Source organism: Leptolyngbya sp. FACHB-671 (genome assembly GCF_014695745.1).
GTDB lineage: Bacteria > Cyanobacteriota > Cyanobacteriia > Elainellales > Elainellaceae > JAAUTN01.
The window spans coordinates 27,912-50,092 of the sequence record NZ_JACJOV010000080.1; the positions used below are offsets into that span (position 1 = coordinate 27,912).

The following is a 22,181-nucleotide window of genomic DNA, read 5'->3' on the forward strand; positions in this document are numbered from 1 at the left end:
CCATACTGTGCCGGAACTTGAGCCAGTGAATCTTCAAAACTCTGTTGAACTTGATCTAGAAACATTATTTCCGTTTGAGCTGGATGACTTTCAGAAGCAAGCGATCGTCGCCCTAAACGAGGGGCGATCGGTTGTTGTGTGTGCGCCTACGGGTTCTGGGAAAACGTTAATCGGTGAATATGCGATTCATCGGGCGCTAGAGCAGGGTAAGCGAGTGTTTTACACTACGCCACTCAAAGCCTTGTCAAATCAGAAATTGCGAGACTTTCGCGATCGCTTTGGTGCGGAACAAGTCGGGCTGCTGACTGGAGATGTCTCCGTTAACCGGGATGCCCCCATTGTGGTGATGACCACCGAAATCTTCCGCAACATGCTTTACGGTACGCCAATTGGTGAAGTTGGCGTTTCCCTCACCCATGTAGAAGCAGTCGTGCTGGACGAATGCCACTACATGAACGACCGCCAACGCGGGACGGTCTGGGAAGAATCTGTAATTTACTGCCCGCCCGAAGTCCAGCTTGTCGCCCTGTCTGCCACCGTTGCCAACAGCGATCAGCTCACCGACTGGATCGATCGCGTTCACGGACCAACCGAGCTAATTTATTCAGACTTCCGCCCAGTTCCGTTGCAGTTTCACTTCTGCAACCCCAAAGGGCTGTTCCCGCTGCTCAATCGCAACCAGAAGAGCATTAACCCCAACCTTAAGCACAGAGGCAAACAACGAGGACGGCAGGATACTCCTAGTTTGGCGTATGTCGTTAGCCAGCTTCAGCAGCGAGATATGTTGCCTGCTATTTACTTTATCTTTAGCCGCAAGGGATGCGATGCTGCCGTCAACGAGCTACAGCAAATGTCGCTGGTGAATGAGGCAGAGGCACAAGCGCTCAAAACCCAAATTGATAGCTTCCTGCATCGCAACCCAGAAGCCGGTCGTAGCGGGCAGATCGAGCCGCTATATCGCGGAATCGCAGCTCACCACGCCGGAATTTTGCCAGCCTGGAAAGGTTTAGTTGAAGAACTGTTTCAGCAAGGGCTAATCAAGGTTGTGTTTGCCACTGAGACGTTGGCTGCTGGAATCAACATGCCCGCCCGCACCACGGTTATTTCTAGCCTGTCAAAACGTACCGATCGTGGTCATCGTCTGCTCAACGCTTCCGAGTTTCTGCAAATGGCAGGACGGGCAGGACGACGCGGCATGGATGAATTGGGTTATGTGGTGACGGTGCAAACCCGTTTTGAAGGCGCATCTGAAGCGGCTTATCTGGCGACATCAGGGGCAGACCCGCTAATTAGCCAATTTACGCCCAGCTATGGCATGGTGCTAAATCTGCTGCAAACGCACACTCTGGGAGAAGCAAAAGACCTGATTGAGCGCAGTTTTGGGCAATATTTGGCAACGCTACACCTGAAGCCCCAGCAGCAGGCGATCGCTGACCTTTTTGCTGAGCTAGAACACCATCAGGCTCAGCTAGCCGCCTTTGATAGCACTCTGCTTGTCAACTACGAAAAACTTCAGGAACGGCTAAAAGAAGAACGCCGTTTGCTCAAAATTTTGCAGCAGCAGGCGCAGGAAGTGCAGGCAAGTGAACTTGGCACAGCGCTATCCTTTGCGATCGCCGGAACGGTTCTCAGCCTCAAGGGAAAACACGTCCCCGTGTCGTCTCCCTTGCCTGCGGTGCTAGTCACCAAAGTGCCTGGGGCAGGTCAGTTTCCCTACCTGGTTTGCCTGGGTAAAGACAATCGCTGGTATGTGGTTACGGTTGCTGATGTGGTCGGGCTGCACGGTGAATTTCCCCGATTGGCAGGCGTAGACCACCTCAACCCACCCGCTGAAATGCCACCTAAACCGGGGCAGAGCCGCAGTGGCAATGAGGAAACAGAGGCGATCGCCACCAAAATTCCCCAACCCCCCTCTATGCTTGACGTTGCCCCCGAAATCCAGGCACAGCTAGAGCGAGTTCAAATGGTTGAGGCTCAGATTCAAAGTCACCCGGCACAGGAATGGGGTAACCCAACGGCACTGCTCAAACGGCAGCACCGAATTGAGCGAATACAGGATGAAATTGGCGATCGGCAGGGCAAACTCGGCAAACAATCCCAGCGCTACTGGCAAGAATTTCTCAGCTTGCTAGAAATTTTGCGGCACTTTGGCTGTGTCGAAGAAGTTACCCCCACTCCCATGGGACAGGTCGCCGCTGCTATTCGGGGAGACAACGAACTTTGGCTAGGGCTTGCTCTAGCATCCGGCGAACTCGACGACTTAGACCCTCACCATCTGGCCACTGCCTGTGCTGCCCTAGTCACAGAGGTATCGCGTCCTGACAATTGGATTCGCTATGATCTCTCGCCAACCGTTGAAGAAGCACTCAGCGGACTGCGAGGCATTCGTCGTCAGCTTTTTCAGCTTCAGCGGCGCTATCAGATTGCGCTACCCGTCTGGCTAGAGCTGGAATGGATTGCTTTGGTCGAGCAGTGGGCATTGGGTGTAGAGTGGGCAGAGCTTTGCACCAACACGAGTCTGGACGAAGGCGACATCGTTCGAATTTTCCGCCGTACCCTCGATTTTCTTTCCCAAATCCCCCATGTTCCCCACCTTCCCAGTGCGCTGAGAGCCAACGCTAACCGAGCGATTCAGCTAATCGATCGATTCCCTGTGAATGAGGGAATTGAGTAAGTTTGTGGTGATGCCGGATGACGAGGCTTTGCTTTGTACCCCTAGTCGCAAAGCTTTACTCCATTCCTCTTACTTAAGGCAGAACTGATTCCTTCATAGGATTTTTTAATTGCCTAAGCTACAAATTTTTTGCTGTGTGCTGCGCTCAGCAAGGTACACAGCAAAAAACTAAACCTGCTCAAGCGCAAAGCGCGGTAGGTGAAGATTACTCTAAGTGAAGATTATATGTAACGACAGGTTGCAGGGTTTTCAGCACAAAGCGGAAACGATAGGATAAGTGACGACAAGCTCAAGGCTTATTTACTCTGCTGCAATGGGAACAATCAAAAGAATTATTCACTTTGCCGCAATGAAGCGCTTAGCTTCCTGATTAAACTTTCTACCCCAGTAAAATTTTGTATCAGGGACATATCCAACTATGACTTTCCTGAAATAACTTCTCTGCCACCAAGCTACTCACAAATTTCACTGATTGTGGCTAGCTTTGTATGGACTAGTTCACCATCTAGTATTTTTGGCGGATAGACCGGTTGCCTAAATATGAGATCATCCTTTAAGCAACTTCATATTTGGTTCAATCAGTTAACTGAAGCCTAAGACCCTATTCGTGCCCTGCAGATCACCATTCCAAAACTCAATCATTCAAAAGCCCAATTGAGTTTTAGATGGATTCCGAGCGCAGGAAGCCAGCGAATTTAGCCATGCTTCTGCAAGGTGTTGACCGCATTTGGACGTGAGGAGTAAGTTTCATTGATTCATCGCTTTAGTCAGCCGCTCCGTCAAACCCAAGCGCGGCGCAACCATCGTACTGCCAGATGGAAGAGAGTTTTAGCCGGAACCTTATCTGGAACTCTGTTGTACGCTCCCACTCTGTTGTTGAGCGTTCAGGCTGGGACGGCACCCAGTTCTCGTGTAGCACAGGCACGGCGGTCGCAGCCCCTCACACTGGGCGTTGTTCGCAGTCAAGACAATGCATCCCAGTGGAATCAAGTGACAACTCGGCTGCAAGCCGCAGAACTGCCCTATCAAGTGATCGATTTGCAGCAGGTGCAGCGAGCTGCCGACCTGGAAGGCTTTACGGTAATTTTCTTGCCCAACGTCCAGACGATTACGTCGGCGCAGCTTTTAGCCTTAGAGTCCTGGATGAATCGGGGCGGCAGGCTGATCGTCAGCGGCCCGGTAGGTAGCTCTTCGTCTTATGGGGTACAGCAGGCGTTGCGATCGCTCCTGGGAGCCTACTGGGGCTTTCAGCTTGAGCAGCCTGCTGCGCTGGAGCCAACTTCTGACGCAAACCAGGCATGGGTGAATGAAGCGGAAACATCAAGCTCTGTCCTAGGAGCAGCCGTTATTCCCGATGGGTTGTCGAGTCAGACGGTCGCCACCTGGAAGAATGTTGCGGGTAATGGTTGGTTTGAGCACTCCCAATCAACGGGCGGCAGAGATACAGTTCCAGCGGTGGTGATTACAGAGCGAACCACCTTTCTAGGCTGGCACTGGGGCGGGGATAGCTCCGGCTCAGTTGCGTTGGATAGCACCTGGTTGCGGGCGGCACTGGGTCGTCATGGCGATGTCGCCTCGATGTCGGCTGAAGCACTTCCTGCCCCATCAGCCGTTAATCAACCCGATCAGGCTAACTTTCCAGCCGAGTTTTCATCTCGCGCAGAGACTCCAGCTTCCCCTATCGCTGAGATGGCTCCCAACCCCACACGCCCAGGGCGATCGCCTTCTCCTAGTCCTGTCACTCCTAACTCTTTAGACCCGGCTGAACAGGTTGCCCCCGCAGGTGTGCCGGTTGAAATGAGCGCTTTGCCGATTACGACGCTGGAGGAGATCGCCATGCGTCAGGAGCTAGAAAATCTGATTGGTCGATTTGAAAGCGCTTTGCTGTCAGCAAATTCAGCTAACAGCAGCGTCAGTCTGAGAGACGTTGATGCTGCTACGAATAGCGCTGGAAGTAATCCTGTGCTGACTGCCAGCGCCGACAGCACTGTTCTTGCGGAGAGACTGTCTAGCAGCGGTGAATCGGTCAATGAAACGGTGCGTGAAGCGCAGCAAATTCTGGAAGAGTTTCCTCAGCTTGTTGCGGCACGAGACTATGCAACTGCACGACGGCAGTGGCTTCGAGCCAGAGAAATCTTGTGGGAAAACTTCCCCACCGATCGCCCCTCAGCACAGCCCGAAATTCGCGCTATGTGGCTTGACCGAGGCACGATTGTGCGAGCAGGTTCGCGACGTGGGCTAGAGCAAATCTTTGACCGCCTCGCTGCCGCTGGAATTAATACCGTCTTCTTTGAAACGGTGAATGCGGGCTATCCCATTTACCCCAGCGACGTTGCGCCTGAGCAAAACCCACTCACCCGTCATTGGGACCCTCTGGCAGAAGCGGTCGATCTGGCGCACGAACGCGACATTGAGCTACACGCTTGGGTATGGGCGTTTGCAGCAGGCAATCGTCCGCACAACACGTTACTCAACCAACCCGCAGACTATCCCGGTCCAGTAATTTCAGCGCATCCCGATTGGGCAAATTATGACAACCGGGGCAGTATGTTTCCGCCGGGGCAGGGCAAACCCTTTTTAGATCCTGCTAACCCTGCGGTGCGGCGATATTTGCTGCGCCTGTATGATGAAATCGTGACGCGCTATGACGTGGATGGCTTGCAGCTTGACTACATTCGCTATCCCTTTCAAGACCCTAGCGCTGGTCGCAGCTATGGCTATGGACTGGCTGCTCGTCAGCAGTTTCAGCGGTTGACAGGGGTTGACCCAGTTGAGATCTCACCCAGCGATCGCCAGCTTTGGCAGCAGTGGACAGACTTTCGCACCGAGCAGATTAACTCATTTGTTGCAGATACCGCCCGCCAACTGAGGCAACGCAACCCTGACCTGGTTTTATCGGCTGCGGTCTTTTCCATGTCAGAACATGAGCGGGTGCAAAAGATTCAGCAGAACTGGGAAGTTTGGGCGCGGCGCGGCGATGTTGATCTGATCGTGCCTATGAGTTACGCAATGGACACCAACCGTCTTCAGCGGCTAGCTGGCCCCTGGTTAGACACAGACGCAGATCTAGGTTCCATCCTGGTATTGCCAGCAATTCGCCTGCTTAATCTGCCTGAGTCAGCTGCGCTTGACCAGATTCAGGCCTTGCGTGACCTGCCCGCCGGGGGCTATTCCCTATTTGCGGTTGAGAATCTGAACGAGAATCTGCAAGGCATTTTCAGCCGGACTCAGGGCGAAACTGATACCCCCATTCCCTATCGTCAGCCGTTTGCCACAGCAGTAACCCGATATAACGCCTTGCAGCGGGAGTGGAGCTATTTACTAGAAAACGGGCAGCTTTGGATGCGCGACCAGCAGCTTGAGGAATGGCGCACCGAGGCAGAAGCTCTGGAACTAGCGCTGAATGAGCTAGCGGATCAGCCCTCCCGACAAAAGTTAGAACGGGCTAGGTTGCAGTTAAACAGCTTCCGTTCTAATTTCAATCGGTGGATGTATTTGCAGTCGCTAAACCACAGCTACCGGATTAGCACTTGGGAAAACCGACTAGCCGTTTTAGATACGTTGCTGAATTATGGGGAAAGGGTGGTGATTGAGCAAAGAAATTCCTCAACGACTCAGGCTACTTCAACTCCCTGAACTAAAAAGAAGGAGGAAGGCAAAGCTTTCCTCCTTCCCTTTAAAGAATTAGGGATGCACCCCCGCGTCGCGGGGGTGCATCCCTAATTCTTTTAGTGAGAAAGAAGTAAATCAGGTTTACAGAATTAGCGAACTCTACGCTTACGAATAGCAGCAGAAGGGTGAGGACGACGATTTTTGCGGCGACGGGTTGCTGCTCCGCCACTCACTAACCCCAATAGGGCAAGCGGTTGAAAGTTGCGGCTTGCATGAGGTTTTTCAGGCTGGGTGATACTGGCAGTTGGGCGATTGCCCTCCCTCATATGATTGGCATACACCTGATCCGCCAGTGAAAGTGCGCCTGTTGCAATGACAATTCCCAAAAACATGGGATTGTGTCCAGTCGATACTCCTTTCTTGATTACAAAAGAAGCATAGACAAAGTAGAGCGAAATTAATAAACAAATAACCAGCAAAATACCAATGACAGCCGGACTGTTCGCAAAGGTGTAAATTGGACCTTCTGCTGCAGAAAACTCTTCAAAAGTCTCAAAGGGACTAATCATTTTTATTCCTCCTTACTCAGGCGCTAGCTCTGTAGAACCGGAAACTGGTCGTCCTGCGGCAGTTGGAGTAGGTATTTGCTGCGTCACATAAGACATCATGGCGTACTCTGGATAGCCCTCAACGCCTAGATCCGACAGATCTAATCCCTCGATTTCTTCTTGCCGGGAGACCCGCAGTAGATTTAGCTTCTTTAGAATCCAACTTGTGCCATATCCGGGGATGAAACCTAGCAGAACTGTGCAGATAAACGCACCCAGAATTTGTCCACCCAAATTGATTGCTGGAACTGACTCTCCTTGAGGAAATCCTGCCGCTGCAATGCCGACAACTACAGAACCAAACAGTCCAGACCAGGCATGTACCCCAACGGCTCCTACCGCATCATCAATGCCAGCTTTCTCGACGAAAAGCGCTACTTTCGGCATGATGAAGGCACCGATGAAAGCAATGATAATAACCAGAGCTGGGTGGTAGAGATCCATGCCGCCACCTGCCGAGATGATGCCAGCTAAGCCGCCTGAGATGGTGAAAAACGGATCTGCTTTAGAGGAAATGTAGGCAGCTATAATTCCTGCTGCTAGTGCCAAAGTGGTGTTCACACCAATCGATGCCAGTGTCATCGGTGTGCCATAAATAGTTGTCTCTGCAGAGTAGCCGGGTAAGAAAATTAAGCAAGCTGCGAGGAATGCATAGAAACCCACAAAGATGAGTAACAGCCCCACCATTGTTAGCGGTAAGTTGTGCGGCAGAATGGGTCGAGGATTTCCTTGAGCATCATATTTTCCAATTCTTGGACCGAGGTTGATCAACACGCCTAGCGTGAAGAAACCTGCAATCCCATGTACCACGGCAGCGCAGCCAAAGTCGTGATAGCCAAAGGAGTTAAACAACCAGCCAAAATAATTCCAACCCCAGGCGGCTCCCACAACCCAGGTGAAGCCTCCTAAGACAATTGACATGACGATGTATGCGCCAATCTTGACCCGCTCAATCAGGGCACCCGAAAGGATGGAGGCAGTCGTCATGGCAAACAGCGCAAAAGCAAACCAGAATACTCCGGTGAGATGGTCGGCTGTGTTAGGTCCAAGGGCTGGCGACCAGGGGTAAGAAGCCTCTACGTAGACCATTGCTGCGGCGATGGTTTCACTGGCTTCTGGATTTGTCCACGGGCCTAAGATTCCGCCAGTGACTGGAAATAGGGGAAAGGCATTGTAAACCCACCAGCCGAAGAAGAAAAACGCTAAACCTACGCTCGATAGCGTGATCAAGTTTTTGACCATCGTTGCCAAAACGTTTTTGGTTCTGGAGGCTCCCCCTTCGTAGGCAAGGAAACCTGCATGGATAATCAGCATGAATACAGAAGCCCAGTAGTAGTAGGATTCTGCAACAAAGGTTTCTAGAAATTGAGTTGATTTTGGCAAATCCTCAATGGCAACTTGTGCCAGAAGCAATGCATCAGAAAACATCAGCGGTTTCGCTCCTTCAAGAAATATTGGCTGGTCTGGGATTGCCTCATTTGGATATGTTTTCGCCGATGGAGAACCGATACTCCAACACCAAAACATTTCCGAAGTGAGCAAAGTTGCAACTCCAGATAGATGATTTAAAGGTTACGGTGAGTAAGTTTGAGGATTAGTTTGCCGCCATTGTTATAACAAGTTTGTAGCTGCTACTACCGAACCTAGAGAAAAAATTGCACTCTCGGATGCATGAATGGATGTTTATTCTGCTCCATTGGAATTATGTTTCAGTAGGGGTAGCTTGCTAGGATGAAGAGGCAGTTTTGCTAGCAAGGGACTCCTGATAATGAGCGTATTTGAGGATTTCAGTCGGTTTTTAGAAACTCGGCTGGAGGAGTTTCTACGCAACAACCCGCATCTGGAACTGCAAGCGTTAGAAGAAAAATTGCGGGAGCAGGAAGAAGAAACAGTTCGGTTGTTGGCAGATTTGCGATCGCGCGAAAAGCGGCTGCAAGATCAAATCCTGGAAACGGCTCAGGAAGTGCAGCGCTGGCACATTCGGATTGAGAAGGCAAAAAATGCTGGAAGAACTGACCTAGTAAAACCTGCGGAAGAAAGGGAAGCGGCTCTACTGAGTCAAGGAAACCAGCTTTGGGGACAAATGGAAGTACTCAAAGATCGCAGTAAGCAAACCATTGAGCTACAGCGGCAAATTCAGCTTCGGCGTAAGGAAGTGCAGACGAAAGTGGCAGAAGCGCAGGCAACCCGCGCCACTCAGCAAGCTGAGCAACGCTGGCAGACCACTGGATGGAATCAAGATTACAGCTTTAGCAGTACTTCTACGGCGTATGACCCACTAGAAAAAAGTTTTCAACAGTGGGAAACAGAAGAGGAATTGCAGCAGCTTAAGCGGAATATGGGGATGTAGCGGTGATGATGTCGTCGTAGCGGGTGGCGATCGCCGCCACCGACAGCAGACAACTTTCTAACTCCATCAAATCCATGTTTTCGCCACCCAAAATGCTGTGGACAAATAGGATTTGTCCCGCTTCGTCAAGCTGGAATGCACCGAACCGCATTTTGCGATTTTCGGATAGCAAAAACTGAATCAAATCAGCATCTACGGTGCTGCCAACGGTGATATGGCTGGAGGCTCTGACGATCGCCACCTCCGAGTCTTCCCAGGGATGAATCTCCCAGGGCAGCACCTCTACCTCAATCAGCGTTGTTTCTTTGTAGAGCAGATTAAACTTAGGTTCGTCTTCCAGGACATGCATTGAGTCCTTGAACATGCTGGACTTGAGGTAGTCTAAGGTGCGGTTGTAGGTCAACTCTTGGGCGTGATTGACAAATGAGATTGCCATAAGGGTGTGAGGTGCAGAGATTATATTCTTAGTTTACAAATGTTTACTTTGGTTTAACATCGCCTGGGTGGACAGAGTTTCTCACCCTACTAGACAATTTTTGGGCAACAGTTTTGAACTAGGACTGGCGATCGCCAAATAAATCATTGAAGCTCACGGGCAGCTAACCAGTTTCACCTGTGCAGTGAGTTAAGGTTTTACCTTTTGATTAACCTGCCGCTGTAGGCTGTTGTCTTAATGATTAGTGAGGCGATCGCCCTTCCTTTTTTTACCTTTCTGGTCTGCGATCGCGGGTCAAGATGCTCATCACTTCACCGGAACTGGGAGCGGGTAACAGAGGACTCCACGCTCCCGCTTCGGCAAAGCCACGTCCATGTAAATCGTGAATCGTTTCGATTACACCATTGCGTGAGCCGATGATGAGAACTCGCAGTCGTTCGCGCTCAGGGAATTGAGCAGGAGATGTGTTCTCAACGGTTGGTGAGTTGAGATCTAGAAAACACTCAGGCATCAGTTGTGACTCCGTTTAGGGTTTGCAAGGAAACCCCAAAAACCTAGCCACCCCGCACGCGCTGCCGATGAAAGTTAGCAACGCTTTTTTGACATCACAAGTCGGGGTGGCTAGGGGAGTGTTAAAATTCTCCGTTAGCCGCCAGACTGCCGTTTCAGTTTGGGGGTTAGTCGCTCATTGCTGGGCCAACAGCTTTGAGCGGCGCTAGATTTTTGGGCGTAGTGAGGTTGTTTGCGTATAAAAAGACAACCTTAGCGTGACAGCATATCTGAGCAGACGGTATCTCGTCAAGGTGGAAAGTTACAGAGTTTTTGAGGAAATGGTAGTGGCGATCGCCCTTCGCGCAGGTATTTTTGCTTGAAATTGTAAACAAAAACAGGTTTAAGAGTTTAAAACCTTGTTTTTAAATTCAAAACAAGGTTTTGCAAGTTTTAAACCTGATTTTTAAATTCAAAACAAGATTTACAAGTTTTAAATCAAGTTTTGCGACTTTAAAACCTGGTTTTTAAACTCAAAATAAGGTTTTCAAGTTCTAAATCAAGTTTTTGAGTTCAAAACCTAATTCACAAACTCAGAATCAGATTTACGAGTTTGAAATTTCCTCCTATCCCCTCATTCTCAGGCTCCGCCTGGAAATGCTGATCATGAGGCTCTGCCTCATCCTCAATCACTAGAACTGCCAATGGGACGTAGCCGCTACCGCTTTTTAGACAAACAGCCTCATTTCCTGAGCTGTACTGTGGTCAACTGGCTTCCCTTGTTTAGCAATCCAGAGTTAGTTCAAATTCTGCTCGATTCTCTCACTTTCCTACACACTCACCACCGTATTGCGATACACGGTTATGTGATTATGGAAAACCATCTTCATCTGATTGCATCCTCCAGCAACTTGTCAAAAGAAATAGGCACATTCAAATCCTTTACCGCTCGTTCTATTGTTGACTGGCTCAAGGCAAATAACAGACGGCACTGGTTGTCTCAACTTGCGTTCTATAAGCAACTCCACAAAACCGGGCTAGATTACCAGATTTGGCAGGAGGGGTCGCATCCACAAGCCCTGTTGACGGCAGAGATATTTCAACAGAAGTTGGAGTATGTGCATCAGAATCCTATCCGTAGAGGATATATCGATGATCCGGCACATTGGCGCTATTCAAGCTACCGGGATTACCTGGATCAGCAGGGACTTTTGCCGATTGTGCAGTTAGAGATTTGATGAAAGGTGGAGGCAGAGCCTCCGGGTAGCATTTCCAGGCGGAGTTTGGAAACGAGAAAACACACGCGAGTTTGAACGGGTGGAAGGGTTGCAGGTTGAAGATTGGGAGATCGAGATCTAAACGCCCTAGTTAACTTGAGTCAAAGTAGGATGGGTCAAGCAAAGCTTGCCCATCAGGATGAGTCAATTATGAGGGATGGGCATAGGCGATTACCCCAAAGGGGGAACTGCTTCGCATCGCCCTGTGCCCATCCTACATTTAATTCTGCTGCATAGAATCAGGCGACTGCCTTCTTAAACCCCATAAACCAACCTTATAATTAAGTCAAAAGCAGAATTTATCTTCGCTGAAAGAGACTGAGATTGTGGTGGAAGAAGCGCTGAAGCTGTTTTTCTCTTACTCGCATAAAGATGAAGCGTTACGGGATGAGCTTGGCAACCACTTGAAAATCCTGGAGCATCAACAGCTAATTGCAAGCTGGCACGATCGCAAAATTTTGCCAGGGGATGAGTGGGATCACCAGATCACAGTCAATCAAGATACCGCTGATATCATTCTGCTGCTGATTAGCTCAGACTTCATTGCCTCCAAATATTGCTGGGATATTGAGATTAAACGGGCTATGGAGTTGCACGATTCGGGTAAAGCTTGCGTGATTCCAGTCATTTTGAGGAGGGCTGACTGGAGAGGTGCTCCTTTTAGTAAGCTTCAGGCTGTTCCTAAAAATGCCCAACCCGTAACCAGCTTTTCTGATCGGGATGAAGCTTTTGAGTTTGTCACCCAACAAATTCGACAAGTAGTGGAAGGTTTAATCGAACACCGCAGAAAGCTACGAGAGCAGCAGCAAAAAGATATTGCGATCGCGCTCTATCGCCAGGGATTTGAAAAATTTGCAGCTGATGGTGAGATTTCATTGGGTGAGCAATTCTTGCTAGACGAATTGCAGCAAGAATTAGGGCTGACCGATGCAGAGGTACAGGCAATCAAACAAGGCATCCTCAACCCTGTTGCTAATCCTCAACAGTTAGAGCGGTATCGTCAATTGTTGATGAAAGCGATCGCTCAATACGGCTATCCGTTTAATGACAAAGTTCGGGCTGACTTGAAGCTGGTGCAGACCCATCTGAAACTGAGTGACACTAACATTGCTCAGGTTGAAGCACCGATTATTGCCCAAAAAGTAGCAGAACAGCAGGAGCAACAACGGCAACCAGAAGCCCTCAAACAACAATTTCTGGAACAGCAGAATGCAGCAGACCTGAATCTGGGGCAACCTTCTAGTCCGTCACGATTTGTAGATCATGCGGGGTCAGAAGTTGGTACGGCGGAGCTAGACAGTTTAGCTGACCTGTTTAAAGGGGAAGTTCCCGATTTGGGGATGACCTGGCAAGCAGAAGCCCTTAAACAACAATCTCTGAAACAGCAGAGCGCAGCAGTCCTAAAGCACGAGCCAATTGCTCAAGAATCTATAACTGATGACCTCAGCTCAGAACGAGGAATCGACTACACCCTGTTGCGCGACCTGTTGAAAGCCCAGAGGTGGCAAGAGGCAGACCAGGAAACTTACAAGGTCATGATTCGGGCAGTAGGCAAAAATGAGGGTGATTGGTTTGACCCAGATGAGCTTTTGAACTTTCCGTGCACGGACTTGAAGACCATTGACTCTCTCTGGGTGAAGTACAGCAACGGCAAGTTTGGCTTTAGTGTACAAAAAGAAATTTATCTGGAGTGTGGCGGCCTTCCAGACGGACAGTATCATAGGGAGGCATTTAAGAAGTTTGGCGATCGCGTTGGCTGGCGAAAGAACAAACAATGGGTTCGTGTAACATATAGCACCTCATCTGGAGAAAGGGGATACCTCCCATCCTACTGGTGGTTGTGGGTGGGAAAGGGAGGAATAGGGTATTCTTCTCTCGCATCGAGACTTGTAAACTGTAGCAGATAAACGTTTAGCAGATAAACCTAGATAGAGCCAAAGCTCAACGGCAAAACCTACCCTACGGAAGCTCCGTCTCTAAATCATGAGGTAGAGCCTCAAAGGCAGCATCCCTGGTCAGAGTTCGGGAACGAGGAGTTTAATGTTGCGACTAATCGAATTACTTTTGGGCGATCGCCACTCACAAATGAATCAGGCGACCGACCCTCATCAAGCAACCTCAGCAAAAACTGGTGAAGGCGGACTGATACCCTCATGCTCATAGTATTCTAGATAGCTGGCGTTTGCTCTGCCAGTTCCGGGGTTTTTGCTACCGTTGCGATCGCCGCTGCGGTTGCCTGATCCTTTCGCCTCAGCGCACTAAGAAATTTGCTTACCAACTTCCAAACTCCCTCACTAAGCTGCTCACCCGTCTTCTCAAAAGCTTTGGTGGCAATGAGAGTAGCGATTACTGTTGCGGTTAAAGGTTCCATCGCGACTCACATTTTATCCGTAATTTCCGTAGCCAACCTAACTTATCTTCGGGTTAGTTAAGAGCGATCGAGATCACGATATGTTGTGTTTTCAAATTCTAAAAAGGCTAGACGTACCTTACAATTCTTGCCCGTTCTGGTGATGCAATCTCGAATATGAATGATGTAAACTCTTAAATCTTTCATAGCGAGACAGCTTCTTGAAGAATACAGTCTTTCAAAAAGTAGTGCAGCGATTTTGCTGTTACAACATCTACTTTGCGGTGCAGCAGATTCTCCAAATCATGAATTAGCCCAACCGGGAACCAGGGAGTTATTTTCTCCAGTTTATAATCCACTAGAAAGTCAATATCGCTACTTTCTGTTGCTTCTCCCCGTGCAACTGAGCCAAATACCCGCACGTTGTAAGCTCCATGTTTTTCGGCAATAGCGAGAATTTGCGGTGCGAAGCAGTTCCCCTTTGGGTAATCGCTGCTCATCCAGTAATTCTTCAACGCCTAAGCCCATTTTCTCAGTATTACGGAAACTAATTGAGTCAAATTTACATCTATAAGAGTTATCGATGTTGTAATTCACCTCTGGTTTAAGTGGTGCTTCAAGGTAATTTGGTTTTATAGATGACTAGGAGCTAGGCATGAAAAATCGGATGATAGTTGGGTTAGTAGGTGCAGTTGCTTCTCTGACCATTTTGGGTCAAACGGCGATCGCCCAAACAGAATTGCGGAGTGGTGTTGTGCAGCTTGTGCAGCTCAGAGAATTTGCTCAACAAGGCACAAACACTTTGTCATACGGTACCCTGGCTGACCTTCAGGTTGACCCAAACTTTACGGGTGACTTTCAGTCTATGGTGAATACTGCTGCCGCTATTCTCGACGGCTACACGATTGTGAATCGTGGCGGATATTTCCCTGAGAATGCTGGAATTCCCCGCAACCAGCAGTTAACTCCCTCAGAGGCAGTTTATCGAGTTTATTCGCTAGACAATGGCTACGAACTTGTTCTATTTCGTACCCCAAGTGAGAATACGTCTGAGTACTTTATTCGCACGACTAGCAGTAGGTTTTAGGGAAAGGCTAAGCGCTTCTCTCAAGGTTGATTTTTCGTGCGCTTCGGGCACGAAAAATCAACCTTCTCATTAAGCCAACAGGCTTACCTGTGACCCCTGTTGCGTTTTGCAAACCTCAATGCGGGTTTGGAATGCCTCTTTGAAGTGGGGCATGTGGGTAACGGTGAGAATGCAGGCAAAGTCAGGGGCGATCGCTTGGATAGAACTAATGAGGCGATCGCATCCTGCCTCATCCTGAGTGCCAAATCCCTCGTCGATGATGAGCATTTGCAGGGCAGTGCCAGAGCGTTGAGCCAACAGTCGCGCCAGCGCTAGCCGAATTGCAAAATTGACTCGAAAGGCTTCCCCGCCAGAATAGGTTTCGTAGGGGCGAGTGCCCTGCACGTCACCAATCAGAATATCTAGCGTATCGATCAGCTTCGATGGGTTGCGGCTGGTACTTTTACGTCGTCCTGCCCGCTGCGTGACAAACTGGACGTGAAGCTGATTGGCGCTGAGTCTGCCTAGAATGCGGTTAGCTTCGGCTTCAAGCTGAGGCAGCACGTTTTCGATCATGAGTGCCTGAATACCGTTTTTGCCAAAGGCTTGAGCAAGTTCCTGGTAAACGCGATATTGCCGCTGAAGGGTTTTGCACTGCTGTTGCTGTTCCTGCTGCTGCTGTTTCAGTAGGGTGAGCTGCTGCTGTTGCTGTTCTAAGCGTCCCAGGTGCGCCAGGTGTGAATCTAACTGGGCTCGTCGATGCTGCATTTGAGCTTCGAGAGACTGCATTGCGGCGGTGCAATCAGGAATTTGGGTGAGGTGTGAGTTCAGGGTGTTGGTTTGAGTGGCGATCGCTTCTAACGCCTGCATTCTGCCCTGCAAGGTTGCTATCAGTTCACCAATACACTGCTGCACCTGGGGATAGTGCTGCTGTGCTTGCCCCCATTCCTGGTAGCGCAGTTGCCAGGTTTGCGCCTGTCGCAGAGCATTTCGCAGAGCGGTGTGTTGCTCTAAATCGTAAGCAATTTCCGCAATGTGGCGATCGAGATGATTAATTTGTTGCTGAAGAGGCGATTTAGGAATTGCTTGAATTTCACCTTCTAGCGCCGCAAGTTTGGCTTCGAGTTCCGGTTTGCGTTGGGTAAGCTGGAGCTGTCGCCGCTGTGCCTGCTTGATTTCTGCCTGCTTGATTTCTGCCCAACGCCAGCGATCGACCTGCCCCCGTGCCAGAGCATGATCTTTGTCGTCATAGTGAAGCTGCTGCACGCTCTGGTCAAGTAGCCGCAGTTCTTCTTGCAATTCGGCAGCGTAGTCGTTGGTGTGGAGCGATCGCTCGATCTTTTGCTTTTCCTCCATCACTTGCTGTAGCCGAATTTGGCTATCGGCACTGATACTGAGCTGTTCCTGCAACTGCCCTCGCCGCTCTAGCGCTGCCCCGTAGCCTGCTAGCTCCTGATCTAGGTCGCGATATTCTTGCCGCAGTACCTGAATTTCCCGCTCAGAAACCGCCAACTGTTCCCGCACGACCCAAAGCTGGTCGCGCACTTCCTTTTGCTCTGCCAGATGTCGCTCCAGAACGAGTTGAAGGTGGTGTTCATCCAGAGGGCGATCGCAAAGGGGGCAAGGAGGAAAGGGGGATTGGAGATTGGGGATTGGAGATTGGGAGAGCAGAAGGGATGGGGTAGAAGGAGCCGCGTGACCGTTTCTCCGGTCTAATTCCTCCTGGAAGCTGAGTTCTTCTATCTCTGCTACTCCCTCACCTCTTAACTGCCCTACTCCTTCTCGCCTCAGCATTTGAATTTTGTGATCCAGTTCTGCTAGCTGTAGTTCACAGTCGCGCTGGCGTTCCTGAAGGCGTTCTAGGAAGCTGCGTCGCTCCAGTCCTTTTTCGCGAACGCGCTGCTGGTAGGTGCGTCGTCGTTCTAAATGTTCAATTCTTTCGGCAACTGCGATAACAGACTGCTGGAGTTGGGGCTGGCGCTGTTGTTGGGTTTCGAGTTGGCGGGAGAGAGAGTGCAGTTCTTCTAGGCGGGCACTTAGGCGGGTTTGGATGCGGTCAAGCTGGCTCTGAACTTGCTGCCGTCGCTGTAATAAGGGAGCAACTTTGACCTGAAGCTGGTCAAGTTCACTTAACCTTAATCGCGCCTGGTTCAGCTGCTCCACAGCGGCTTTGACATCATTGGCTTTGCTCAGGGTGTGCTGAATTTCCTGCTCCTGCTGTTGCAGGGCTTCCAATTTTGCCTGCACCTGACGCAACTGATCTTTAAGTACATTCAACGCCTCGGCTTGCTGCTGCTGGAGCTTCTGCCGCTGCGATTGGGCTGCCTGGTGCGCTTGAAATTTGGCGGTTTGTCGTTCTTCTTCTGCCTGAAGTGCCTGAAATTGAGTGTATCCGGCGGCGATCGCCTCTCCTTCTGTTAGCACCAGTTCAAGCTGCTGTTGCTGCTGCTGTAAGGTCGTCAAATCTTTCTGCAATCGCTGGCAGTCTTGGCTTAGATGGCGCTGCTGTTGCTGCTGCAAGGTGAGTTGCTGTTGCCAGGTTTGGCGCTGCTGCTGCTGGTTTGTGTAATGCTGCAAACTGTTTGCATCGACTTCCTGCTGCTGCTGCATTTGAGACAGGGTAGCTTCCAGGTTGGCTTGCTCGACCGCCAGCCATTCTCCCGTTTGAAGCTGCGTTTCAATTCGTTCCAAGCTTTGTTCTAATAGCCCTAACTCGGCTTTGATTTGGCGCGATCGCTCCTTCGCCTGCTCTGCCAGGTCATCATACTGGTCTAGCTTGAGCAAGTCCGCCAAAATCTGCTTGCGCTCTCCTGGACGCTTTAACATGAATTCATCGGCTCGCCCCTGCCGCAAATAGGCAGAATTAACGAAGGTTTCGTAGTCCAGCTTCACATGCTGCAAAATCAACTGCTGCGTTGCCCGAACCCCTTTGCAGGTCAGCGCCCGAAAGCCTTCTGGAGTTTGCACCTGAAACTCTAGTGCTGTCGTTTGCCCCCTATAGCGCGTGCGAATGATGCGATAGATCTGCTGCTGACAGTGAAACACAAAATCCACCTGCGCCTCTTGAGTGCCCAGGTGAATCATGTCATCCTCAGCAATGGCGCGGCTTTGCCCCCAAATTGCCCAGGCGATCGCCTCTAGCAGCGAAGACTTTCCGGCTCCATTTGCGCCACAGATACAGGCAACATGCAGACCCCGAAAATCCAGGGTCGCCTCCCGATAGCTCAAAAAGTTTCTCAGCGTCAGTTGTTGCGGAATCATGCCGGTCAAGTGCGTTGCTTGATCTTAAATTAACAGTACGCTCGCACTTTAGTACCTCTGAACTTCAGTACATTCGCACTTTTTCCCATCATTTTCTGCAAATCATGTCAAACTCGATGCCCCATTCACTGCAAATTGCTTCCTATCTGGCTCCCAATTTGATGAGTCTTTATGCAGCGGTAGGGCAACATCTGGAACGGGCATTGAAGGTGAAGACACAGATTTGGCAAAGTGAGTTTGACCCCCTCGAAGACCCAAAATTACTGCACGACCAGATCGATTTAGCTTTCATCTGCGGCTTGCCCTTTGCCAGACGTGCTCAAGTAATGCCCGATCAATTTGTGGCGATCGCTGCTCCAGTGATGCAAGCAGAGCGTTATCAAAATCGTCCTGTTTATTTCTCTGATGTGATTGTGAGTGCTACTAGTGAACTCACTTTGCTTGATCAATTAGCAGGAAAAACCTTCTGCTATAACGATCCTGGCTCTAATAGTGGTTATAACTTGTTGCGCGATCGCCTGATGCAATCGGGATATCCTTCTCACTTTTTCGGCAAAGTAATTCAGTCCGGTTCTCATCAACACTCGATTGCCTGGGTTGCTGAAGGAAAAGTAGATTGTGCCGCGATCGATAGCACCGTGTTGGAGCAAGAATTTCGGAATTCACCGGAGCGATCGCTCCAACTACGCATTATCGAGTCGATTGGCCCATGCCCAATGCCACCCCTTGTTGCCGCCCAACGACTTGGTAACACTTTTCTTGACCAACTCCAATCTGTTCTATTAAATCCTGATGCGGAGTTACAGTCTTACATGCAACAGGTTGGAATTCGTCGTTTTGCAGCAGTGAAGAGTGAGGATTATGAGGCGATCGCTCACATGTACAACGCTGCTCTTGAAGTAGGCTACGAAATAATCTGTTGATGAATTCTAGGCATAGTGTTACGGCTCCAAAGTTTTGACCAGAATGCAAATCAGGCTTTCTAAATCATCTGGCACTCGGTAAAGGGTAAGCCCCTACTCAATCTGCTTTTGCTCTCGGTGCAAAATTCCAAACTGCCAAATATCTCTAGAAATGGCTTCTTGCAGAATAGGTTGAGCCTCATCTGTCCACTTATTTAAATGTATAAGACTGTCCGGGTTGAAGAATGGCAGGTCTAGCCATAGAGAACTCTCTAGATAGCGCTGCTTCCAGCGTACCGAATAAAATGATTGAAGCAAGTTCTCATGAGGTATAGCAATAAAAGATAGACAGCGAGTAAAAAAGCCTTGTTTATCAAAGCTTATCCCTCATTCCTATTTCCCTGGAGGCAAGATGATCCAAACTTCCACCCCCTCCCTCACCCTAGAAGCATTTTTGCAACTGCCAGAAACTAAACCTGCCAGCGAATTTATTCATAATCAAATCATTCAGAAGCCAATGCCCCCGGGAGAACACAGCACTTTACAAGGGGAATTGGTTACTGCAATCAATGCAGTTGCTAAAGCTGAGAAAATTGCGATCGCTTACCCTGAACTACGCTGTACCTTTGGAGGAGCTTCCATCATTCCTGATGTTTCGGTATTTCGCTGGCAAAGAATCCCCCGTTCTCCATCCGGTCGGGTTGCTAACCGATTTGAGCTTCATCCTGATTGGGCGATCGAGATTCTTTCGCCTGACCAGTCGCAGACCAAGGTTTTAGAGAATTTGCTGCACTGTTCTCAAAATGGGACGGAGTTAGGCTGGTTACTTGCCCCAGATGATGAAAGCATTTTGGCAGTATTTCCTGAGTCTCGCGTCAAGTTCTACCGAGGATCAGAAATGCTACCAGTCTTAGAAGGCATTGCCCTTTCTCTATCTCCTGCTGAGATCTTTAACTGGTTAGCCTTACCTGAGTAGAGGCCTCAAACGATGAAGAATCTCTATGAAAGTGATTTCTATGCCTGGACGAAAGAGCAAGCCGAATTGCTTAAGAATAAAACCTGGGAACAGATAGACCTACCCAATCTGATTGAGGAAATAGAAAGTTTGGGACGGCAAGAACGGCAGGAACTCAGAAATCGTCTAGGAGTGCTATTAGGACATTTACTCAAATGGCAATATCAGCCGTCTAATCGAGGAAATAGTTGGTTGTCAACTATCCGAGAGCAGCGCCGTGAAGCTTCTCTTGTGTTGCGAGAAAATCCCAGCCTCAAGCCTTATCTTTCAGAAGCAGTGTGCTTGGGTTACGAATCAGGAGTAGATTTAGCTGTTCGAGAAACCGGAATGGACTACGATGTGTTCCCGGCAGAATGTCCCTACACTGAGGAACAAATTTTAGAAGAGACTTTTTTACCGGACTAACATAGTGCTAGTTCCTGGAAGGTCCTAGTGATCTATTTACTTAGTGCTGATTACTTGGGTGAGAACAAGAAGGAGAGGATTTGGGTATTGAATGAGAGTGCCAATCCTGATGGATACTGGAGTCTTTTTTGCTGCAATATTAACTCATTTCACTTATCACTCCGAGCAGGTATAAATTCCGTTATTGTCATTTATCCAACAGCTTTGCTTACGGTGTATTGGGCGAAGGAGGGAGAGTAGGTAGTGCGGCTTTTTTCTGCTTGGTGCAGCGCGTGCAGGTAAATTTGTTGGAACAGGTGTCTTTGAGCATGACTGCCGCCGACTGACCAGAGGTGAGGCAAAACGGGTTTGAGGAAAGCGATCGCCCCTTCCCAATCTTTGCTAGCGTGAGCTACCATGCCGTGCGCGGCGGGTAGGGTGACATTGAGCCAGGTATTTTGCTGAGTTGGTTCTAGCGTGTGGGCGTGAGCTTCCATACTCAGCAGCATTTCGTGCGTTTGGCTAAACCAGCCGCCTCTTGCCAAAGCATAAATGTAGTGCAAATCCTGAAAGGGTAAGGCGTGTTCGTGAACGCGAGGCAGCAGGTGAGTAACCAATTTCTGCCAGCGATCGCCCACACTCATTCCCTTTAACTCCAATCTGGAGAGTAGTGCGATCGCCCCGACCTGATCTTTTGGAGTTGATTTGCGAGCGCGGCCCCAGATGTGAGTGTCATAGAGCGACAGCACTTTTTGCCTGTCTGCTTTTGCCAAGTAATACAATCCGACGTGCCACCAGTTGTGGGTATAAAGCATCGAGTTGCAATCTTCCCAGGTGTCGGACAGGCTTTCCATCCAAGCAATGCCTTCATCGATTCGCCCCTGCATTTCCATCACATGAGCAACAGCGTGGTGCGCCCAGGGGTTGTGGCGATCAAGAGCAGTTGCCTGTCTGCCAGTTTCCTCAGCTTCTTTCAAGCGATGGCACTGCTCTAGACCAAAGGCAATCATGCTGTAGAGATAAGGATGCTCAGGGTTTGCGGGTAAGGCAGCTTTAGCAATTTGAAGCAAGCCTGCTGTGTCGCCTCGATAAAAGTAGTGATATTGCCCCTGCTGCACGGAGAGTAAGTCTTGCGGAAACTGCTCAGCGATCGCCCAATGTATTGCAATCGCCCGATCGATTGCTCCTTTCGCCCAGGCTGCGATCGCTTGAATGTAAAGCTGTTCTCGCTGAGTGACCTGAGGTAGAAGGTGTTGGGCAGATTCTAGATAGGGTCTTGCCTGCTTACGAGCAGCGGCACTTTCCAGCGAAAGATAATAGGCTGCGCTGTAGGCATGGGCGATCGCACAAGTTGGATCTGCGGTAATGGCGGTGAGAATAGCGGCTTCTGCCTCACGTCCATAGGTGAGAGACTGCTGCACAAATTGGTTGATTGCGGCGATCGCCTCACTAGAATCGGTTGTAACGTCTAGCCCCTGAGCGTCCTTCAATGGTCTAATCCCTCCAAATAGTCCAACAGCAAAAACAAATTTATTAATCTACGGTAAGTCGGTCGATTTTTAGTATTTAACTTAAACTTGAGTATGTCACAGCTTCTTTACACAGGTCAAGAAAGACCAAAAAGGGAGGTAGGAACCTTGTTCCTACCTCCCTTTAGGTCCTAACCAGCAAGGCTAAAGCTACAGAGTTTGACTTAACAGAAGTTCATGAAGGATTGAGGAAGACTTTGGACAATCGACCTAAAATTTCTTGCTTTC

The 22,181-nt window shown here is 49.6% G+C and carries 19 protein-coding genes; 10 read left to right on the forward strand and 9 right to left on the reverse strand.

Features of this window, described 5'->3' with window-relative positions:
* The first annotated feature begins 25 nt into the window (after window positions 1-25).
* Entirely contained in the window at window positions 26-2,674 is a 2,649-nt protein-coding gene (locus H6F93_RS09960) for a DEAD/DEAH box helicase (RefSeq protein ID WP_190680308.1), read from the forward strand.
* A 750-nt stretch (window positions 2,675-3,424) separates the two neighbouring features.
* Complete coding sequence (locus H6F93_RS09965; protein WP_199313610.1) at window positions 3,425-6,310, forward strand: glycoside hydrolase family 10-like protein; 2,886 nt, start codon at window positions 3,425-3,427, stop codon at window positions 6,308-6,310.
* A 125-nt stretch (window positions 6,311-6,435) separates the two neighbouring features.
* Here the strand turns inward: H6F93_RS09965 and H6F93_RS09970 are convergent, their stop codons facing one another.
* A complete protein-coding gene (locus H6F93_RS09970; protein WP_190680310.1) occupies window positions 6,436-6,855 on the reverse strand; it encodes a hypothetical protein in 420 nt (139 codons plus the stop codon).
* 12 nt (window positions 6,856-6,867) lie between these two features.
* Window positions 6,868-8,322, reverse strand: coding sequence for an ammonium transporter (locus tag H6F93_RS09975; protein WP_190680313.1), 1,455 nt, complete (start codon window positions 8,320-8,322; stop codon window positions 6,868-6,870).
* A 340-nt stretch (window positions 8,323-8,662) separates the two neighbouring features.
* Between H6F93_RS09975 and H6F93_RS09980 the strand changes: the two genes are divergently transcribed.
* Window positions 8,663-9,244, forward strand: coding sequence for a TIGR04376 family protein (locus H6F93_RS09980; protein ID WP_190680314.1), 582 nt, complete (start codon window positions 8,663-8,665; stop codon window positions 9,242-9,244).
* On the opposite strand, the gene H6F93_RS09985 is transcribed toward H6F93_RS09980, so the two are convergent.
* Together H6F93_RS09985 and H6F93_RS09990 are read right to left on the reverse strand one after the other, a co-directional pair.
* On the reverse strand, window positions 9,222-9,680 hold the full coding sequence (locus H6F93_RS09985; RefSeq protein WP_190680315.1) for a type III secretion system chaperone family protein: 459 nt from the start codon (window positions 9,678-9,680) through the stop codon (window positions 9,222-9,224). The genes H6F93_RS09980 and H6F93_RS09985 overlap by 23 nt on opposite strands.
* Window positions 9,681-9,948: 268 nt before the next feature.
* A complete protein-coding gene (locus tag H6F93_RS09990) occupies window positions 9,949-10,191 on the reverse strand; it encodes a hypothetical protein (protein ID WP_190643580.1) in 243 nt (80 codons plus the stop codon).
* A gap of 682 nt (window positions 10,192-10,873) precedes the next feature.
* Between H6F93_RS09990 and H6F93_RS09995 the strand changes: the two genes are divergently transcribed.
* The 3 genes from H6F93_RS09995 to H6F93_RS34605 all read left to right on the forward strand — a co-directional run bounded on the left by H6F93_RS09995 (window position 10,874) and on the right by H6F93_RS34605 (window position 13,609).
* On the forward strand, window positions 10,874-11,407 hold the full coding sequence (locus tag H6F93_RS09995; protein WP_190680316.1) for an REP-associated tyrosine transposase: 534 nt from the start codon (window positions 10,874-10,876) through the stop codon (window positions 11,405-11,407).
* A 365-nt stretch (window positions 11,408-11,772) separates the two neighbouring features.
* Complete coding sequence (locus H6F93_RS10000) at window positions 11,773-13,353, forward strand: GUN4 domain-containing protein (RefSeq protein ID WP_190680318.1); 1,581 nt, start codon at window positions 11,773-11,775, stop codon at window positions 13,351-13,353.
* A gap of 133 nt (window positions 13,354-13,486) precedes the next feature.
* Complete coding sequence (locus H6F93_RS34605; protein ID WP_277882837.1) at window positions 13,487-13,609, forward strand: hypothetical protein; 123 nt, start codon at window positions 13,487-13,489, stop codon at window positions 13,607-13,609.
* Between the two features lie 4 nt (window positions 13,610-13,613).
* Here H6F93_RS34605 and H6F93_RS10005 read toward each other — a convergent pair whose 3' ends face one another.
* Together H6F93_RS10005 and H6F93_RS10010 are read right to left on the reverse strand one after the other, a co-directional pair.
* On the reverse strand, window positions 13,614-13,817 hold the full coding sequence (locus tag H6F93_RS10005; RefSeq protein WP_190680320.1) for a hypothetical protein: 204 nt from the start codon (window positions 13,815-13,817) through the stop codon (window positions 13,614-13,616).
* 182 nt (window positions 13,818-13,999) lie between these two features.
* Complete coding sequence (locus H6F93_RS10010; protein WP_190643576.1) at window positions 14,000-14,296, reverse strand: nucleotidyltransferase family protein; 297 nt, start codon at window positions 14,294-14,296, stop codon at window positions 14,000-14,002.
* A gap of 155 nt (window positions 14,297-14,451) precedes the next feature.
* Here H6F93_RS10010 and H6F93_RS10015 point away from each other — a divergent pair, with 155 nt between their 5' ends.
* Complete coding sequence (locus tag H6F93_RS10015) at window positions 14,452-14,883, forward strand: hypothetical protein (RefSeq protein WP_190680322.1); 432 nt, start codon at window positions 14,452-14,454, stop codon at window positions 14,881-14,883.
* 69 nt (window positions 14,884-14,952) lie between these two features.
* On the opposite strand, the gene H6F93_RS10020 is transcribed toward H6F93_RS10015, so the two are convergent.
* Window positions 14,953-18,123: an AAA family ATPase gene (locus tag H6F93_RS10020; protein ID WP_190680324.1), complete on the reverse strand. Its 3,171-nt coding sequence runs from the start codon at window positions 18,121-18,123 to the stop codon at window positions 14,953-14,955.
* 104 nt (window positions 18,124-18,227) lie between these two features.
* Between H6F93_RS10020 and H6F93_RS10025 the strand changes: the two genes are divergently transcribed.
* Entirely contained in the window at window positions 18,228-19,046 is an 819-nt protein-coding gene (locus tag H6F93_RS10025) for a phosphate/phosphite/phosphonate ABC transporter substrate-binding protein (RefSeq protein ID WP_190680326.1), read from the forward strand.
* Between the two features lie 93 nt (window positions 19,047-19,139).
* Here the strand turns inward: H6F93_RS10025 and H6F93_RS10030 are convergent, their stop codons facing one another.
* Window positions 19,140-19,343, reverse strand: a complete 204-nt coding sequence (locus H6F93_RS10030) for a hypothetical protein (RefSeq protein ID WP_190643572.1) — start codon at window positions 19,341-19,343, stop codon at window positions 19,140-19,142.
* 94 nt (window positions 19,344-19,437) lie between these two features.
* On the opposite strand from H6F93_RS10030, the gene H6F93_RS10035 reads away from it, so the two are divergent.
* Together H6F93_RS10035 and H6F93_RS10040 are read left to right on the forward strand one after the other, a co-directional pair.
* Complete coding sequence (locus H6F93_RS10035; protein WP_190680327.1) at window positions 19,438-20,001, forward strand: Uma2 family endonuclease; 564 nt, start codon at window positions 19,438-19,440, stop codon at window positions 19,999-20,001.
* A gap of 12 nt (window positions 20,002-20,013) precedes the next feature.
* Entirely contained in the window at window positions 20,014-20,445 is a 432-nt protein-coding gene (locus H6F93_RS10040) for a DUF29 domain-containing protein (RefSeq protein ID WP_190643570.1), read from the forward strand.
* A 191-nt stretch (window positions 20,446-20,636) separates the two neighbouring features.
* Here H6F93_RS10040 and H6F93_RS10045 read toward each other — a convergent pair whose 3' ends face one another.
* Window positions 20,637-21,914 carry a tetratricopeptide repeat protein gene (locus tag H6F93_RS10045; protein ID WP_190680329.1) on the reverse strand — a complete coding sequence of 426 codons (1,278 nt, stop codon included), beginning with the start codon at window positions 21,912-21,914 and terminating at the stop codon, window positions 20,637-20,639.
* Window positions 21,915-22,181: the final 267 nt, after the last annotated feature.

Bases quoted from the DNA above. Each gene is read 5' to 3' on its own strand.
- H6F93_RS09970 (WP_190680310.1), bottom strand. From the start codon at position 6,855: ATGATTAGTCCCTTTGAGACTTTTGAAGAGTTTTCTGCAGCAGAAGGT.
- H6F93_RS09975 (WP_190680313.1), bottom strand. From the start codon at position 8,322: ATGTTTTCTGATGCATTGCTTCTGGCACAAGTTGCCATTGAGGATTTG.
- H6F93_RS09980 (WP_190680314.1), top strand. From the start codon at position 8,663: ATGAGCGTATTTGAGGATTTCAGTCGGTTTTTAGAAACTCGGCTGGAG.
- H6F93_RS09985 (WP_190680315.1), bottom strand. From the start codon at position 9,680: ATGGCAATCTCATTTGTCAATCACGCCCAAGAGTTGACCTACAACCGC.
- H6F93_RS09990 (WP_190643580.1), bottom strand. From the start codon at position 10,191: ATGCCTGAGTGTTTTCTAGATCTCAACTCACCAACCGTTGAGAACACA.
- H6F93_RS09995 (WP_190680316.1), top strand. From the start codon at position 10,874: ATGGGACGTAGCCGCTACCGCTTTTTAGACAAACAGCCTCATTTCCTG.
- H6F93_RS34605 (WP_277882837.1), top strand. From the start codon at position 13,487: ATGTTGCGACTAATCGAATTACTTTTGGGCGATCGCCACTCACAAATG.
- H6F93_RS10005 (WP_190680320.1), bottom strand. From the start codon at position 13,817: ATGGAACCTTTAACCGCAACAGTAATCGCTACTCTCATTGCCACCAAA.
- H6F93_RS10010 (WP_190643576.1), bottom strand. From the start codon at position 14,296: ATGAGCAGCGATTACCCAAAGGGGAACTGCTTCGCACCGCAAATTCTC.
- H6F93_RS10015 (WP_190680322.1), top strand. From the start codon at position 14,452: ATGAAAAATCGGATGATAGTTGGGTTAGTAGGTGCAGTTGCTTCTCTG.
- H6F93_RS10020 (WP_190680324.1), bottom strand. From the start codon at position 18,123: ATGATTCCGCAACAACTGACGCTGAGAAACTTTTTGAGCTATCGGGAG.
- H6F93_RS10025 (WP_190680326.1), top strand. From the start codon at position 18,228: ATGTCAAACTCGATGCCCCATTCACTGCAAATTGCTTCCTATCTGGCT.
- H6F93_RS10035 (WP_190680327.1), top strand. From the start codon at position 19,438: ATGATCCAAACTTCCACCCCCTCCCTCACCCTAGAAGCATTTTTGCAA.
- H6F93_RS10040 (WP_190643570.1), top strand. From the start codon at position 20,014: ATGAAGAATCTCTATGAAAGTGATTTCTATGCCTGGACGAAAGAGCAA.